Annotated in this window: 10 protein-coding genes; 1 reads left to right on the top strand and 9 read right to left on the bottom strand. The window is 38.8% G+C overall.

The annotated features are described in order from the left end of the window. Positions 1-3 precede the first annotated feature (3 nt). The 9 genes from AC3ISB_RS10935 to AC3ISB_RS10895 all read right to left on the bottom strand — a co-directional run bounded on the left by AC3ISB_RS10935 (position 4) and on the right by AC3ISB_RS10895 (position 13,309). Complete coding sequence (locus AC3ISB_RS10935; RefSeq protein WP_098373089.1) at positions 4-987, bottom strand: ABC transporter permease; 984 nt, start codon at positions 985-987, stop codon at positions 4-6. Further along, positions 984-2,531, bottom strand: a complete 1,548-nt coding sequence (locus tag AC3ISB_RS10930) for a sugar ABC transporter ATP-binding protein (protein ID WP_489276378.1) — start codon at positions 2,529-2,531, stop codon at positions 984-986. Before AC3ISB_RS10930 ends, AC3ISB_RS10935 begins: the two co-directional genes overlap by 4 nt. A gap of 23 nt (positions 2,532-2,554) precedes the next feature. After that, positions 2,555-3,523, bottom strand: coding sequence for a ribokinase (rbsK, locus tag AC3ISB_RS10925; protein WP_480338879.1), 969 nt, complete (start codon positions 3,521-3,523; stop codon positions 2,555-2,557). Beyond that, positions 3,520-4,209 (bottom strand): ribulose-phosphate 3-epimerase, encoded by a 690-nt coding sequence (gene rpe, locus AC3ISB_RS10920; protein ID WP_048677821.1) that lies wholly within the window; start codon positions 4,207-4,209, stop codon positions 3,520-3,522. Before rpe ends, rbsK begins: the two co-directional genes overlap by 4 nt. 191 nt (positions 4,210-4,400) lie before the next feature. After that, positions 4,401-6,014, bottom strand: coding sequence for a response regulator transcription factor (locus AC3ISB_RS10915; protein WP_489276376.1), 1,614 nt, complete (start codon positions 6,012-6,014; stop codon positions 4,401-4,403). Positions 6,015-6,021: 7 nt separating this feature from the next. Then, on the bottom strand, positions 6,022-7,851 hold the full coding sequence (locus tag AC3ISB_RS10910) for a cache domain-containing sensor histidine kinase (protein ID WP_347942168.1): 1,830 nt from the start codon (positions 7,849-7,851) through the stop codon (positions 6,022-6,024). Then, positions 7,841-8,878, bottom strand: coding sequence for an autoinducer 2 ABC transporter substrate-binding protein (locus AC3ISB_RS10905; protein WP_144528353.1), 1,038 nt, complete (start codon positions 8,876-8,878; stop codon positions 7,841-7,843). Before AC3ISB_RS10905 ends, AC3ISB_RS10910 begins: the two co-directional genes overlap by 11 nt. Before the next feature lie 917 nt (positions 8,879-9,795). Continuing rightward, complete coding sequence (gene rhaA / locus AC3ISB_RS10900; protein ID WP_489276375.1) at positions 9,796-11,049, bottom strand: L-rhamnose isomerase; 1,254 nt, start codon at positions 11,047-11,049, stop codon at positions 9,796-9,798. 190 nt (positions 11,050-11,239) lie between these two features. Continuing rightward, positions 11,240-13,309 (bottom strand): bifunctional aldolase/short-chain dehydrogenase, encoded by a 2,070-nt coding sequence (locus AC3ISB_RS10895; protein WP_480338876.1) that lies wholly within the window; start codon positions 13,307-13,309, stop codon positions 11,240-11,242. A 633-nt stretch (positions 13,310-13,942) separates the two neighbouring features. On the opposite strand from AC3ISB_RS10895, the gene AC3ISB_RS10890 reads away from it, so the two are divergent. Continuing rightward, a complete protein-coding gene (locus tag AC3ISB_RS10890; protein ID WP_480338875.1) occupies positions 13,943-14,701 on the top strand; it encodes a GTP cyclohydrolase II in 759 nt (252 codons plus the stop codon). Positions 14,702-14,950 lie beyond the last annotated feature (249 nt).

The raw sequence follows: 14,950 nt of genomic DNA, 5'->3' as shown, positions 1-14,950 counted from the left end.
TTCTTACGCTTCCACTTCAATTTTTGCTAACTTATCTTTTGAGCGCTTATATTGAATGTGGTCGTATGACACCGCCAGTAATATAATCAATCCAGTGAATACTTTTTGCCAAAAGGTATCAATTTTTGCCAAGATAAGACCATTTTGTACAATGCCTAGCAGAAGAACGCCCAAAACCGTTCCCAAAATGGTACCGCGCCCCCCCATGATGTTCGCACCGCCCAAAACAACGGCTGCTATGACCATCAGCTCAAGACCAAGCATTCCATTTGGATCCACAGCCTTTGTATAAGCTGTTTGAGCTATGGCTGCTATTCCTGCGAGAAAGCCCATATAGGAGAAGACAAAGATTTGAACTTTGTCAAAATTTATCCCAACCCGAATGGCTGAATCTTTATTACCGCCAATCGCCAATACTTCGCGACCGATTAATGTGTATTTCAAAATATACCAAGTAAACAGGGCAACGGCGATAAAAATAAGAATGATAATAGATACACCAAACACTTCAAAACTAGCAAACTTGATGAATACGGTTGGAAAACTGCTGCTGTTCAAATACTGTCCATTCGTAATGTACAACACGAGCCCATTAATGATACTCATCATTCCAAGTGTCACGACAATAGCTGGAATTTGAATCTTTGCAACAAGCAGTCCATTCAGTGCACCTAAACAAACCCCAAGAAATGGCCCAATCAAAAAGAGTAATAGGATAGAGATGGGATGGTCTGGCATGAGCATCATTACCTTCCCAACGATGACACAGACAGCGCTTGTAACAGCGGCGACCGATACGTCAATCCCGCCAGTGATGATGACAAGTGTCATACCCACCGCCAGAATTCCAAGGACAGCATTCCCTTTTAGTACATCCAGCAAATTGTCTACAGTTAAAAAATACGGGCTTAAGAATGTCAATGTAATACATAGAAGCAATACAATCATAGCGATGCTGATTTCCTTCGACTTCAAAATGGCGTTCATGCACGTACCTCCTCTTTTAGCGGAAGCCCTTTTTTGGAAGGCGATTGGGAACCAAGCAGAGCATAATTCATGATATTTTCCTGTGTCGCTTCTTCTATTCCAAGTTCACCTGCTATTCTTCCATGTCTCATGACCAAAATTCGATCACTGACAGCAAGTACTTCTGGAAGCTCTGAAGAAATCACAATAATGCCCATTCCTTCAGCCGCCAGTTCCCTCATTAACTTATGAATTTCAGACTTCGCCCCAATATCAATCCCATTCGTCGGTTCGTCAATAATTAGGATTTGTGGTTTGGTAGAAAGCCACTTGCCGATCACGACTTTCTGCTGATTTCCTCCTGACAGGTCACCCGCTGCTCTTTTAGGCAAAGCCGGTCTAACATCTAGCGTTTTCATATAGTGATCAGCCAGCTTAACTTCTTTCTTTCTCTTAATTAATTTGAATTTATTTCTCAATTGTTTCAAAACAGGTAATGAAATATTATTAATTATGGACTGTCGAAGGATGAGTCCTTGCGTTTTTCTGCTTTCTGGAATATACGCAATCCCTTGTTTTACAGCATGTTCAGAAGACTTGATTTTAGTAGAAACCCCATTTATTTTCATACTTCCATCGTAGGGCCTGTTGACCCCGAATATTGACTGTGCAAGCTCTGTTCTTCCAGATCCGACAAGTCCAGTAATCCCAAGGACTTCTCCAGCTTTCAATTCAAAAGAAACATCTTTAAAGTTACCTTCTTTTGATAATCCATTCAGTTCCAAAAGAGTTTTTCCCGTTTTTCCTTTTACCATATTCTTTTTATATAAAATCTGACGTCCCACCATTAGTGTGATTAATTTATCTTCATCAAGTTCTTCGGTTTCGTAAGTACCTACATATTTTCCATCGCGCAATATTGTAAATCGATCGGAAACAGTAAATAACTCTTTTAACTTGTGGCTGACAAAGATTATGGAAATTCCGCGATCCTTTAATTTTTGTATAACTTTATAAAGCTTTTCAACTTCCCCGGTCGATAGGGATGAAGTCGGTTCGTCCATTACAATCAATTTTGAATCAAAAGCGAGGGCTCTGGCGATTTCAATCAGCTGCTGTTGAGCAATGCTTAATTTTTCAACGGGTGTATTAACATCAATCTCAAATTCTAGTTCTTTAAGTGCCCGTTTTGCCGTATCTTCCATCTCCTTCCACCTAATCTTTTTCCATGGTTTTTTGTCACTATCCCGGCCAATATAGATATTTTCAGCTACAGATAGGTTTGAAAATAAACTTAAATCCTGATAAATGATTGAAATACCTTTTAACGTAGCATCAATCGGTTTTTGAATTTCTGCTTCTTTTCCTTCAAAGTAAAACCTGGCGCCAGGGTCCGGTCGATAAATACCAGCTAATATTTTAATGAGCGTTGATTTCCCGGCACCATTCTCACCTATTAGTGCATGAACTTCTCCTTTTTTCACTTCAAGCTGAACACTATCCAATGCTTTTACACCAGGGAAGGTTTTACTGACATTCGTCATTTGCAATAAGAAATCAGACATATTTCTCTCCTTTCCAACCTTAATCAGTCATAAATTTGATTCAACTTTTGTTTTTTTCCATAGTAATTAATGTTATTGGTTTCACAAAAATGTTCCACTTCTGCTAGCGTTGGCACACCATCTTGGGCCCCCATTTTCGTTACCTTCATCGCCGCTACAATTGAAGCAAACACTGCTGCAGATTCGATCGTCTCCCCATCTGCTATGGCACAGGCAAGGGCGCCTGCGAATGAGTCTCCTGCCCCCACTGTATCTACAGCCTTTACAGCAATGGGCTCGATAAAGGTTGTTTCACCGTTTTGATACACCAATGCTCCTTTGTGGCCCAGCTTAATAATGCTGTCCACGCCAAAATGATTCTTAAAGAAAACACCCGCTTTGCATGCACTTTCCTTCGAGTTGACGTCGATCCCAGTCAACACTTTTGTTTCCTGCCAATTCGGCGTAATTAAATTGGCATACGTCAGTGCTTCGGTCGTTACCCCTTCTGCAGGGGCAGGGTCTAGGATAATAAACATATTTTTTTCTTTAGCCCTTTTCATGGCATGCAGAACAGCATCACTAGGAATTTCCATCTGTACAAGTAAAACAGCATAGTCATCACTGATGGTAGAAAAACAATGGTCAATATCACTTCTTTTCAAATCGTCATTGGCCCCTTTAATGACAAGCATCGTGTTTTCTGCTGTAGCATCTACTGTTATGACTGCGCAACCAGTTGGATGTTCTGCAACATGTTTCAGGGAGGATATGTTCACGTTATTTTGAAGAAGAGAACGTTCTATTTCATGCCCGAATGCGTCCTCGCCAACCGCACCGATTAGCTTTACTGGCTTTCCAAGTTTAGCGCACGTCGTTGCTTGATTTGCGCCTTTTCCACCACTTAATAGTTTCATATTTTCTCCGAAGATCGTTTCCCCATGGGCTGGATACTGATTAGTGACTGCGACAATATCCATATTAATACTCCCTACCACTACAATCCCATTCATGCACAACCCTCGTTTTTCATTTTCATTTGCTCTAAGAATGCCCGGAGTTGGCCCACGGCATCTTCCAGTAATACATCGTTTTTAAATAAACAGGACGTACCGCAAACCAACATGTCGGCTCCATTTTTCAATACACCCGGAATGGTTTCGAACCCAATGTTTCCATCTACCTGAATATCAATTTGGTAGCCTTCCGATTGAATTAATTCTTTTATCTTTTTTATTTTCTTATACATAAGCGGTACAAAAGACTGTCCGGCAAAACCAGGATTCACCGTCATCACCGTTACATAATCGACTACATCCAATACATGTTCAAGCTCTGTAATGGGGGTTGATGGATTTAAGGCTACCCCTGCCTTAATCCCATCATTCTTCAGCTTTTGTAGTGATCTCTGTAAATGGGCAGTTGCCTCTGCATGAATGGAAATCATATCTGCCCCCGACTGAATGAAAAGATCTAAATGGTCTTCCGGTCTTTCAACCATTAAGTGAACATCAAATGGTTTATCCGAGAATTGCCTAATGCGTTTAATTAGATCCGGGCCCATTGTAAAATTAGGAACAAACGATCCATCCATTATATCTAGATGAAAGAAATCAACACCTGCACGGTCTAATCTCATTACTGATTCTTGTAAATTCCCCATATCTGCACACATAAGTGAGGGTCCAATTAAGGTCATATAAACACTCCCGTTCCATTTCGTCTTTTATCAAGAAAGCGTTTTCTTTATGAAGGAAGCGCTTTCTTTGTTGATACTTTCACTATAAAGGGAATTGGCATAAGCTGGTAGGTGATAAAATTCGGGTAGGGGGGATTTTCTTCGGGACATTTTAAATGTAGACATAAAAAAAAGCTCCGGAATGGAAGCTTCTACTTTTTCACAAAAAACTCATGAGTATCTCGATATTGAGACGGCAGTTGTCCTGTCCATTGCTTAAACAGCCGACTAAAATATTTGGTATCTTGATAGCCTACTTTTGAAGCAATATCGTAAATTTTTAAATCTGTATGACTTAATAATTCCTTCGCCACTTTTAACCGTTCATTTGTTACATAGTCAAGCACGGTTTCACCTGTCTGATTTTTAAAATACTCACAAAAATAGGTTGAATTTAAATGGACATGATTAGCAATTTTTTTTATTGTGACGTTGTCGCCTAAATGTTTTAGAATCCATTCTTTTGCCTGGCGTATGGGATCTGTTTGGTCATTTTGAAATTCTGCTTGCTTTTTTAACATATTCATTACCCAGCGCTCCGTCTCCTTTTTTAAATGATTAAAATGAGAAGAATCCTCGGCAATGCTAAATGCTTCCTCAAGTAAAAGCGGAAGCTCTTTAAACCCATCACTTTTGATCCATCTATTAATAATTCTAATAGACAAATAACGAACCGATTCTTGTATTACGAAAGGGGAAGTGACATCTTTCAATTCGTTAAAAAATTGCCTGAGAGAACGAATGGCGGCTTCTTCCCCATGCTCCATCGCCTCTACTGTCTCTTCTGCCCATTTATAGATGGATGGCGGCACTTCGATCACTTTATCATAGGATACATGTTTAAGCATTTCAGTTTTGAAAATTTTATTGCCTCCTTGTATCATTCGATATTGCAAGGTAGATCGTAATTCATCTTTCATATTAACTAACAGAGTAAGGTCATTTAACTCACTCCCAAGGGCAATAGAAACCGTAAAAGGGGTTTGCCGTTGGACAGTTGTCTTTAATGTTATACACAATTGCTCCAAAGCTGTAGGGGGAGTATCCTTAATCAATAACCAACTGGCATGTAGACTATCTTTCCACATCCAATGCGTTGAATGATCATCTAGTAAGTCTTTTATCAGTTTTTTTATAACATCATTCCATCTCCCCCAATCTTCTGGTGAAAAACTTTGGGTTTTGGCAGATGTATGATCGATTCCAATATGGATCAGGGAATAGGTTCCTTCTGGGAATTGCCGCGTCCATTCAAGTAATGATAAGTCCATTGCATCTTTCCACGTTATTTCCATCAGCAGTTGAAGCTGCTTTTCATGGGTTAATATCGAGGCTCTTTCTTCTATTTCTCCTATCTTTTCCCTTTCCTTTCGCGCCTCAATTACTTTTTCCAGCACAGTCTTCAACTGCAGTTTAAACTTTTCTCGATCAATCGGTTTCAATATATAATCGACAGCGCCTTCCCTTAGGGCAGTCTGTACATAGAGAAAATCATCATACCCGCTTATAATGAATGGAAATAGCGTTGGTTTAGTTTTTTTCAACTGTTGAATTAACGTTAACCCGTCCATGACTGGCATTTGTACATCTGTTATTAATACATCAACTTCTTCTACTTGATTGATAATTGCATCGTAGGCCTCTTGGCCATCGGAGTAAACACCTACAACCTGCCACTCTTCCCCACAAGATTGTACTAGTCTTTCTATGCCTCTTCTTATCCTTGGTTCATCATCTACAATGACCGTCCTGACCCTTTGTATCATCTCTGTTCTACTCCTCTCCTTGAACGTACATGCTTACTTGTTGAGCATTTATTTTGGGAAGTCGTATAACCACACTCGTTCCCTTACCGTATTCGCTATTAATTTGAAGGTTATATTGTTCCCCGAACATCATACCAATTCTTGCATTTACATTGATAATCCCAAAGCCAGAGTCTCGTTTCATCATTGGATCCAAACGTAACTTTTCATTTAATTCAATTAATTTGCTTTCTGTTATCCCTGGTCCGTTATCACTGACTATCAGCAAAAGATCTTCCTCACATGTCTGAGTTTCCTCTTCAGAAATATATATTTGAATGTCTATTTCCTTTCTTTTTTCCAGTCCATATTTAATGGAATTTTCAACGATTGGCTGTAAAACAAACTTGGGTAAATAATAATTAACCACATCTGCCCCTTTTTCTATCATAAAATGCAAACGATCTTCAAAACGGAATTGTTGGATGCTTAAATAATCTTCAATGTGCTGAACCTCACTGTTTATAGGAACCAAGCTTTCTTTATTACTGATTGAAAAGCGCATCATTCTGCCAAGCAGTGTCACCATCTTCACGACTTCATCGCTCTCTCCTTCTTCCACAGCCATGCCTATGGTTTCCAGCGTATTATACATAAAGTGAGGATTTATTTGAGATTGAAGGGCGTATAATTCAGCTGTTTTTTTTCGCAGTTCAATGTGGTAGTTTTTTTGAATCAGCTCTCTTATCTCTGCAAGCATTGATCGAAAACTGTTCGCGAGCATCCCGACTTCATCCTTGGAATGTATGGGTATATCTACTAATAAATCACCTTTTTCCACTCGCTTCATGATATCTCCTAATTCGTTTAGTGGACGTGTAACGGTCCAGGCAAAAAAGATAGAGATCAATGTAGTAATGAGTGTGAACAGGATAAAAACGAAAATTGTCACATTTCGGATAACATCCGTTTTTTCTGTCATATTTTTGATTGGCATGCTGTGAACGAGTACCCATGGAAGCTCATTTGATTCACTTATACTGATTAAATTCCGTTTTCCATCTATTTCTGTACGAAAACTACCATTCAGTAATGGGTAATCATGTATCCCTTTTTCCACAGAACCAATTTTTGAATGATCCTTATGATAAATTATCTTCCCCTGCTTATTCATGATCCACATCGTTACATTCTCTTCCTTCTGCAAATCCTGAAGTGATTGCTCAAAAAAGGCTACATCGATGGCTATATAGAGCGTTCCTAGATTTTTTCTATTATCGAAATCAGTAATTGGTTTGACCAACATAAAATAGGAGGGATCCCCTTCAAACGTTAAATTAGTCTGATTAGGAAGGAGCAACTGCATCTCGCCTAACAATCCTAGGTCCTCTGCATATGGCAAGGAACCATCTTCAAAACCAAAACTGTCATAATGCAGACTTGTACTTGCAAATGTACGATTCTTGGAAACAAGAAACGCACCCAAAATATGAGATGAATTGTTATTTAAATAGGTCCTTGTCAAATAACTCTTCATGATATATTCATCGTGTAGCAAAACCGATTTTTTTTTTGATTGGCTGTCTCTTAAAATAGCCATAACATCACCGGAATTATAAATTAAATCAGGTAATGCCTCTAGTTTTTGAATGTCATTTTCAATGTTGCCATTAACCTGTTTGACCAGACGGGGAATATATTCGCCGACTTCTTCTTCTATTGATTTAGTGTATTGCCAGTATGCAATGAACCCGAGGAAGGCCATAGGTAGAACCGTTAATAATGTATAGGTTGTAACTAGTTTTGTCGTTAAACGCAGGTTTTTTATCTGGATCGGCTTTTTCCCTTTAAAAATCATACTGGTTCACATTTCCCTTTGTAAAATCGATGGGCTCTCCCATAATGACCATATCACCGTTGAATTTAATCTTACCTATGTTCTTAATGTTCTGTCCCTCATAAGGAAATTCATCATTCAATAAGTTTTTTGCTAGGCTAACAGTCAAGTAACCCAACTTTTGTGGACTCCATAACGTAATGGTCTGGGAAGCCCCTTCCTGTAAATACTCATTCATTAAATTAGGAGTCGATGTACCAACTACGGCAACCTTGCCGATTTTCCCTGCATCTTTCACAGCCTGAGCCGCAGCAGGAGGGTTAACCGTCGAAATACCAATAATTCCTTTTAGGTCCGGATATTTTTTAAATAAATTTTGTGTTACCTTATACGCTTTATGAATATCTTCGTTTGTATATTCCACTTCAACTAGTTTCATAGTTGGATAATATTCTTTTTGTTGGATTTGAATCCAATCAATCCATGTATTAAGATTGGCAGCGGTAGGAGATCCCGTCATAATCGCAAACTCCCCTTTTTCTTCCATTTCAATAGCGAGAGTATCCATTACATGCCTCCCGATTATCTCAGGATCTATCATGTTCACAAAAAAGCTTCTGGATGATGCATTAGTATCAGAATCCCAGGTGATCACCTTGATTCCTTTATGCTTTGCTTTTTGCAGCACCCTACCTAATTTATATGGATCATTTGCAGATACCGCAATTACGTCCACTTTTTTTTCAATTAATTTTGTTATAATCTCTTCCTGCTTTTCAGAGCTGGGGGTAGGTGGGCCTGTATATATGACCTTAACACCTAAGTCTTTTCCCGCCTCCAACGCCCCCTCCTCTACCGCTTTAAAATAAGGAATTCCGTCAATTTTAGGTATAACAGCTATCGTATACGAATCTTTTTTATTCTCTACAGGTTTTGTAGTGACGTCGATACTTTCTTCATCATTGTAAATAATCTCGTATTCTGAAGAATGATCACAGCCGTTTAGTATAAATAAAAACAAAATAAAAAAGATGGGCACCCTTAACATGATTAGCTACCTACTTTCTTAAATTCTAAACATTAGCACGTATCATGGATATTGTAATAAGGAATGACTTAAGAAATGCTTTTCTCATCCGGTTACATTCACCGCTGCTTCTTCCTAAGAAAACGGTTTCATAAATAATAGATCTTACCGGGAATATAACCTTACTTTCTTTACTAAAATAGGAAACCTTTATATACTTTCAGGTTTCCCTACAATTTATTGTCCAGCCATGACCTTCTCTGTTATGTTCAGCTACTAACTTACACGAAAAGCGGAATAGAAACTGGAAAAATCGTATTTTAGCATCAAGAGTGAAGGTCTTTCTCATATTCTTCTATATGTATTAAAAATACCTCTATTGTACATTTGAACCCCATCATTTTTTTCTTTTTATTATTGATTTTTACTGTTTTTGAAAGGTTTGTCAATTCAAATTTTACAAACATTTTTAAAATTCAAATAATATTTTTATATAGTTTCACTTACTCATAGTGTTTCATTTTTAGTTGTATTGGAAAATTAGAAAGGGAGTCTATAGAAAAGGTTACCAAAATGATTCTTCCTCAATCCTCAGTTTAATTTTCAACTGATTAAATCAATATGGTGTACGATACTCTCATTCCGGATTTTACATTTCGAATACAAATTAACTTGCTTTCATGTCTATTCATTAACGTGCAATCAAAAAAAATAAAATATACCCATAGAAAGACCTGTGTCATAGATCGTTATAGGTATATTTTATAAAGGAATTACCTTTCTAATTTAAAACAAAAATCTTTTTTCTTTTTCTCCATCTCTTCCTTATAATCCGGAAATTCCAGACCATTCACTCGGGACGAATCGATAGACCCGATATTAATTCAGCAGGATTAGTCACACCACATCGGGTTGCCGATTCGGGATAAACCGTTAATTTAACGTTTTGCTAACACATCACGTTCATAATCTTTCACTTGCATCAGCCATCTTTCCTTCACCGGCACATTCATTTGCTCACAGTAATAATCCCAAATTGCACCAAATGGATAGGTTTTAAATTCCTCCATTAATGCCAGGCGCTCTGTAAAATCCCCTTTTTCTTGCATCTCTTTCAAATGATCGTTCGGTACAAGTAAGGCATATAAGAGGGCTTTAATCATATTACGCGTCCCAATCGTCCAGGCAGCAACACGGTTGATGCTGGCATCAAAGAAATCAAGACCAATGATCACCTGGTTTAATGCATCATTGCGAACAATTTCAAGCGCAATTTCACGAAGCTCATCGTCTAAAATTACGACGTGGTCACTGTCCCATCGAACCGGGCGCGAAACATGAAGTGCCAGTTTATCACTGTATAATAGCATCGAAGAAATTTTGTTCGATACAGTTTCAGTCGGATGATAATGACCTGTATCCACTAAGCAAATCTTGTTATTTTTCAGTGCGTAGCCAAGGTAGAATTCATGCGATCCTACGACATATGACTCGGAACCGATACCGAATACTTTACTTTCCACTGCATCCCAATTACATGTTTCATCCACTTCTGCCGTAAAAATTCGATCAAGGGATTCTTTTAATCTCTTTCTTGGTGTCAAACGGTCGCTTGGAATATCTTTGTAGCCGTCTGGAATCCATATATTTGTTAAGCAGGGCATGCCAAGTTCACGGCCAAAGTACTCTCCGATTTTTCGGCTGGCGATGCAATGATCAATCCAGAATTCACGTATTTCTTCATCTGGATGAGAAAGTGTCAATCCGTCTGCTGCTTTTTCATGGGAAAATAGTGTCGGGTTAAAATCCAAACCAAGACCGTTTTCTTTAGCCCAATTCAACCAGTTTTCGAAGTGCTTTGGCTCAAGCTGATCGCGTTCGACTGCTTCTCCATTTGTTTCCGCATAAATGGCATGCAAATTGACCCGATGTTTCCCCGGAATAAGCGATAACGCTTTTTCAAGATCCATGCGTAGCTCTTCGGGCGTAGTGGCTTTTCCTGGATAATTACCCGTCACATCAATTCCGCCCGATAATTCACTTTTGTTCACTTCAAATCCACCAATATCATCACCCTGCCAGCAATGAATCGAAATAGGCACTTTTTTCAGAGTTTCGAGTGCAGCATCCACATCAATTCCCCAATTCGCATACGCTTGTTTCGCCGCTTCGTACTGTTCTTTAATTGTCATATCGTCCCATCCTTTTTAACGGATTGAATAGTTCACTCCATGATTCCTACTACCTTTTCCTAATCATATAATCTTCACTTATCACAATGGGCAGTACATACTTAATCTATTATTTTTGGATAGATTGATTTCGCCTATGACAAACCCTACACTTAAAGCAACAAAATCCAAGAAAACAGGCAAAAACTATTCAGCGATTAAAAGCTCCAGGTACACCGCCGTCTACAGTGACCATGCAACCCGTTGTTTTGTCTGCTTTTGATGAAGCGAAAAACGCTATGGACTCAGCAATGTCTTCCGGGAATATATTTACCAGCAATGTCGTACGTTTTTTGTAGTGATCTTCAAGCTGGTCTGGCTCTATTCCGTATGCAGCGGCACGCTCTTGACGCCAACCCGATCCCCAAATGGAAGATCCCTGTAATACGGCGTCTGGCAAAACAGAATTAACACGGATTCCGAAATCCCCGCCTTCCACTGCAATACAACGTGCTAGATGTGTTTCAAGTGCTTTGACAGAACTGTAAGCAGAAGCATTTTTTCCGGCGTAAACAGAGTTTTTCGATCCTACAAATACCATATTTCCTCCTGTTCCCTGTTGTTTCATTTGCTTAAAAGCTTCACGTGCTACAAGGAAATAGCCTGTCCCCAGTACATTCATGTTTAGGTTCCATTCTATTAAGGTTGTTTCATCAAACGGGCTGGATGTGGCAAGGCCGGCATTGTTGACGATAATATCAATTCCGCCAAATGTAAGAGCTGATTTCTCAAAGGCATCCTGTACCTGCTCTTCACTGGTAACATCCATTTTAAAAGCTGCAGCACGTATTTCCCCGGATTCTTTATTGATTTCATCCGCAACTTTTTCAGCACCTTCAATATTTAAATCAGCTAGAACTACATGGGCACCTTCAGAAACTAAACGCCGTGCTGTTGCGCTGCCAATACCGCCCGCACCGCCTGTAATGAAGGCTACTTTGCGTGAGAACTCGGCTTCTGCCGGAGAAAGAGACAATTTATAAAGTTCGAGTGGCCAGTATTCAACGTTATATGACTCATTTTCACTGAGAGATACGAACTCCCCAAGTGCTGTTGCCCCTTTCATAACCGCAATCGCTCGATGGTAAAGTGCTCCGCTCACGTTTGCCATGGCTACGTTTCTGCCTGTGTTGACCATTCCGACACCTGGAATCAAAATAACTCGTGGTGCCGCCTCAAACATCACATCCCCTTCGTTTTTATTGCGCTCGAAGTATAGCTTATATTCTTCCTTATATTGTTGAATACCCGCTTTAACTTTTTCAACCAAGGATTCAGTCCGTTCATTTTGAGGATCCCAGTTAATGTAAAGCGGCTTCATTTTTGTATGTACAAGGTGATCCGGGCAAGCAGCACCGACTTGTGATAAGGCTGCCGCATTTTTGCTGTTCAAAAATTGCAGGACATCATCTGCATAGTCATAGGTTAAAAGCATTTTTTTCTCCTCGCCCACAGCACCTCGGATAACCGGCATAATGGAAGCAAGTACCCTTTTGCGCTCTGCTTCAGGTAAAGAGTCAAATGCCTGTCCACCAAATGCATCTTCTTCATGCTGGCGGCTGTTAATAAACTCTTCTGCTTCCGTTATGATCGAAATGGTTTTTTCATAGGCTTCTTTCGATGTTTCACCCCAAGTAACCAACCCGTGTTTTTCCATCAAAACAAGTTCGGCTTGCGGGTTATTTTTCACACCTTCTGCGATCATTTTAGACAAAGTGAAGCCAGGGCGCTCATATGGCACCCAGACAAAACGATCACCGAAAATTTCATTGGCGACTTCTTTTCCATTGTCTGCACAGCAAAGACTAATAATTGCATCTGGATGTGTATGGTCAACATGTTTAAAGGGAAGGAAGGCATGAAGTAAAGTTTCAATCGACATACGTGGATGCTTACTGTCGATCATGCAGTGTGACAAATATTCAACCATTTCTGCATCAGGCATTTCATCACGCTCGATTAAAGGGTGAATGTCCGCTAGATTCAAACCTGTGAAATTGCCCGCTTTCATTGTCGCAAGGTCGGAACCGCTTCCTTTAACCCACATGACTTCAATTTCCCGGCCACGAAAATCTTTTTCCATTGTTTTCATGGATGTATTGCCGCCTCCCCAGTTGCAGACGGCTCGATCTGTACCGATTAAATTAGACCGATAAACCAGTTCTTCTACTCCAGATGTTACTTTTGACGCTTCTTTATCATTCCATAAATTAATAGCCATTTTGTTTTACCCCCGTTTATCTTTATTTGTGTTTGTTTTATTGTATAACACTTTTGTTTTCATTTGAAGAAGTTTTTTTAATTGTTACCAATTTTACGAAAACAAGGAAAATGGTTGAGAGTGAAAGACCAAAGATGTATCCCATTTTCGATAGTCCAACTCATTCTGCAAGTTAAAATCAGCTTAAAAATCACGATTTTCCTTAGATGAAGTTTGTAAAATTAATATAATCACAACAAATGAGCATGATTGAAAACACCATGTCCCTTCCATCTTAGAAAAAGACAGATACAAAACTTCCCAAAGACTTCGCAGGACATTTCCTACGGAAACACATCATTTTCCCGGGTAAACAGGCAGCTGCAGACAAACTTCTTTCTAATCAAACTCCATTTGAAAAATCGGTGCTGTGGCTTTATTGAGGTTATATGAGTTACTGTTCAAATAAGAAATGGACATGGGTTTTCACACCAAAGATGGAGTTAACCTTTTGCTGTTTGTCTTTCGCTTTAGTACATTTGGAGCTTTTGTTTCTATTTTAAAATCAAGATTCACAAAAGAGTGGATTGGGTACAATATGAAATGAACTAGTAAACGTTAGCGTAGTATTAGAAGTTTCGGGAGGAAGTTTATATGATTAATGAAAAAGTGGCGATGATATTAGAAGATAAAATTAACGTTATTAAAAATGGTGAAAAATCCATTTATTTAGTAGGCCCCATCAAATTACCCGTTAACTTAGATGGCGAAACAACTGTATTCCAATGGTATTGCTGGTTACCATGTGAGAATATGGCAGGTCATTTTTGTAATGATGGTACTTATAATATGGAAAAGATCATTGAAACTTTAGCCTCTTCCAATTTAGCGGAAATGCAGCAATCCAGTGTGTTACTGTATGGAGATTTTCAACATTCAGCTGATGCACTTATCCGGATGCATAGTATTTGTCATACTGGTGATATATTTGGCAGCAAACGCTGTGATTGTGGCTTTCAATTAAAGCATGCTATGAAAATGATTGCGAATCAAGGAACTGGTGCTTTATTTTATTTAGCCAATCACGAAGGAAGAGGCATCGGATTATTTAGTAAAGCCATGGCTTATGTACTGCAAGAAAAAGGATTGGATACGGTGGAAGCTAATTTGGAGCTTGGATTTGTTGATGATGCACGTAACTATGATGACGCCATTCAAGTATTAAAAAACCTGCGCTCAAATCCAGTGACTCTTATCACCAACAATCCTAGAAAATTAGAAGCCCTTCAAAAGTCAGGTGCCAATGTTGCAGGCAGAGTTCCGTTATGGGGAGATATCTCCGAGTTTAATGAAAAATATTTAAAAACTAAAGTGGTACGTTCCGGTCATTTAAAAGATAATAAAAATGAATGACTGGTTTGTTTTATATGAAATTGTTTATACCCTGAATAGGTTTGAATTGTTGGAATAATCGGGAGAACCACAAGAATCGTAGAAAGTATTATCCAGTAAATATGCTTTGTAAAATCATTTGTCATGGAAATCAAATGTGTTATTAAAAGATTATTTGATAAAAAAGTAAGAAAAGATTTTCGATTCGACAAATTTATTTGTTGAAAAAGGAATTATTCCAAAAAACATATTCAATACTGAGTCCTCACA

Source organism: Peribacillus sp. GL_122, from assembly GCF_057835005.1.
Note: the sequence above shows the minus strand (reverse complement) of the source record. Positions and strands in the feature narration are given on the sequence as shown.

What these genes read in the sequence shown, in the direction of transcription:
- AC3ISB_RS10935 (WP_098373089.1), bottom strand. Translation starts at nt 987, where the DNA reads ATGAACGCCATTTTGAAGTCGAAGGAAATCAGCATCGCTATGATTGTA.
- AC3ISB_RS10895 (WP_480338876.1), bottom strand. Translation starts at nt 13,309, where the DNA reads ATGGCTATTAATTTATGGAATGATAAAGAAGCGTCAAAAGTAACATCT.
- AC3ISB_RS10915 (WP_489276376.1), bottom strand. Translation starts at nt 6,014, where the DNA reads ATGATACAAAGGGTCAGGACGGTCATTGTAGATGATGAACCAAGGATA.
- AC3ISB_RS10905 (WP_144528353.1), bottom strand. Translation starts at nt 8,878, where the DNA reads ATGTTAAGGGTGCCCATCTTTTTTATTTTGTTTTTATTTATACTAAAC.
- rpe (WP_048677821.1), bottom strand. Translation starts at nt 4,209, where the DNA reads ATGACCTTAATTGGACCCTCACTTATGTGTGCAGATATGGGGAATTTA.
- AC3ISB_RS10890 (WP_480338875.1), top strand. Translation starts at nt 13,943, where the DNA reads ATGATTAATGAAAAAGTGGCGATGATATTAGAAGATAAAATTAACGTT.
- rbsK (WP_480338879.1), bottom strand. Translation starts at nt 3,523, where the DNA reads ATGAATGGGATTGTAGTGGTAGGGAGTATTAATATGGATATTGTCGCA.
- rhaA (WP_489276375.1), bottom strand. Translation starts at nt 11,049, where the DNA reads ATGACAATTAAAGAACAGTACGAAGCGGCGAAACAAGCGTATGCGAAT.
- AC3ISB_RS10910 (WP_347942168.1), bottom strand. Translation starts at nt 7,851, where the DNA reads ATGATTTTTAAAGGGAAAAAGCCGATCCAGATAAAAAACCTGCGTTTA.
- AC3ISB_RS10930 (WP_489276378.1), bottom strand. Translation starts at nt 2,531, where the DNA reads ATGTCTGATTTCTTATTGCAAATGACGAATGTCAGTAAAACCTTCCCT.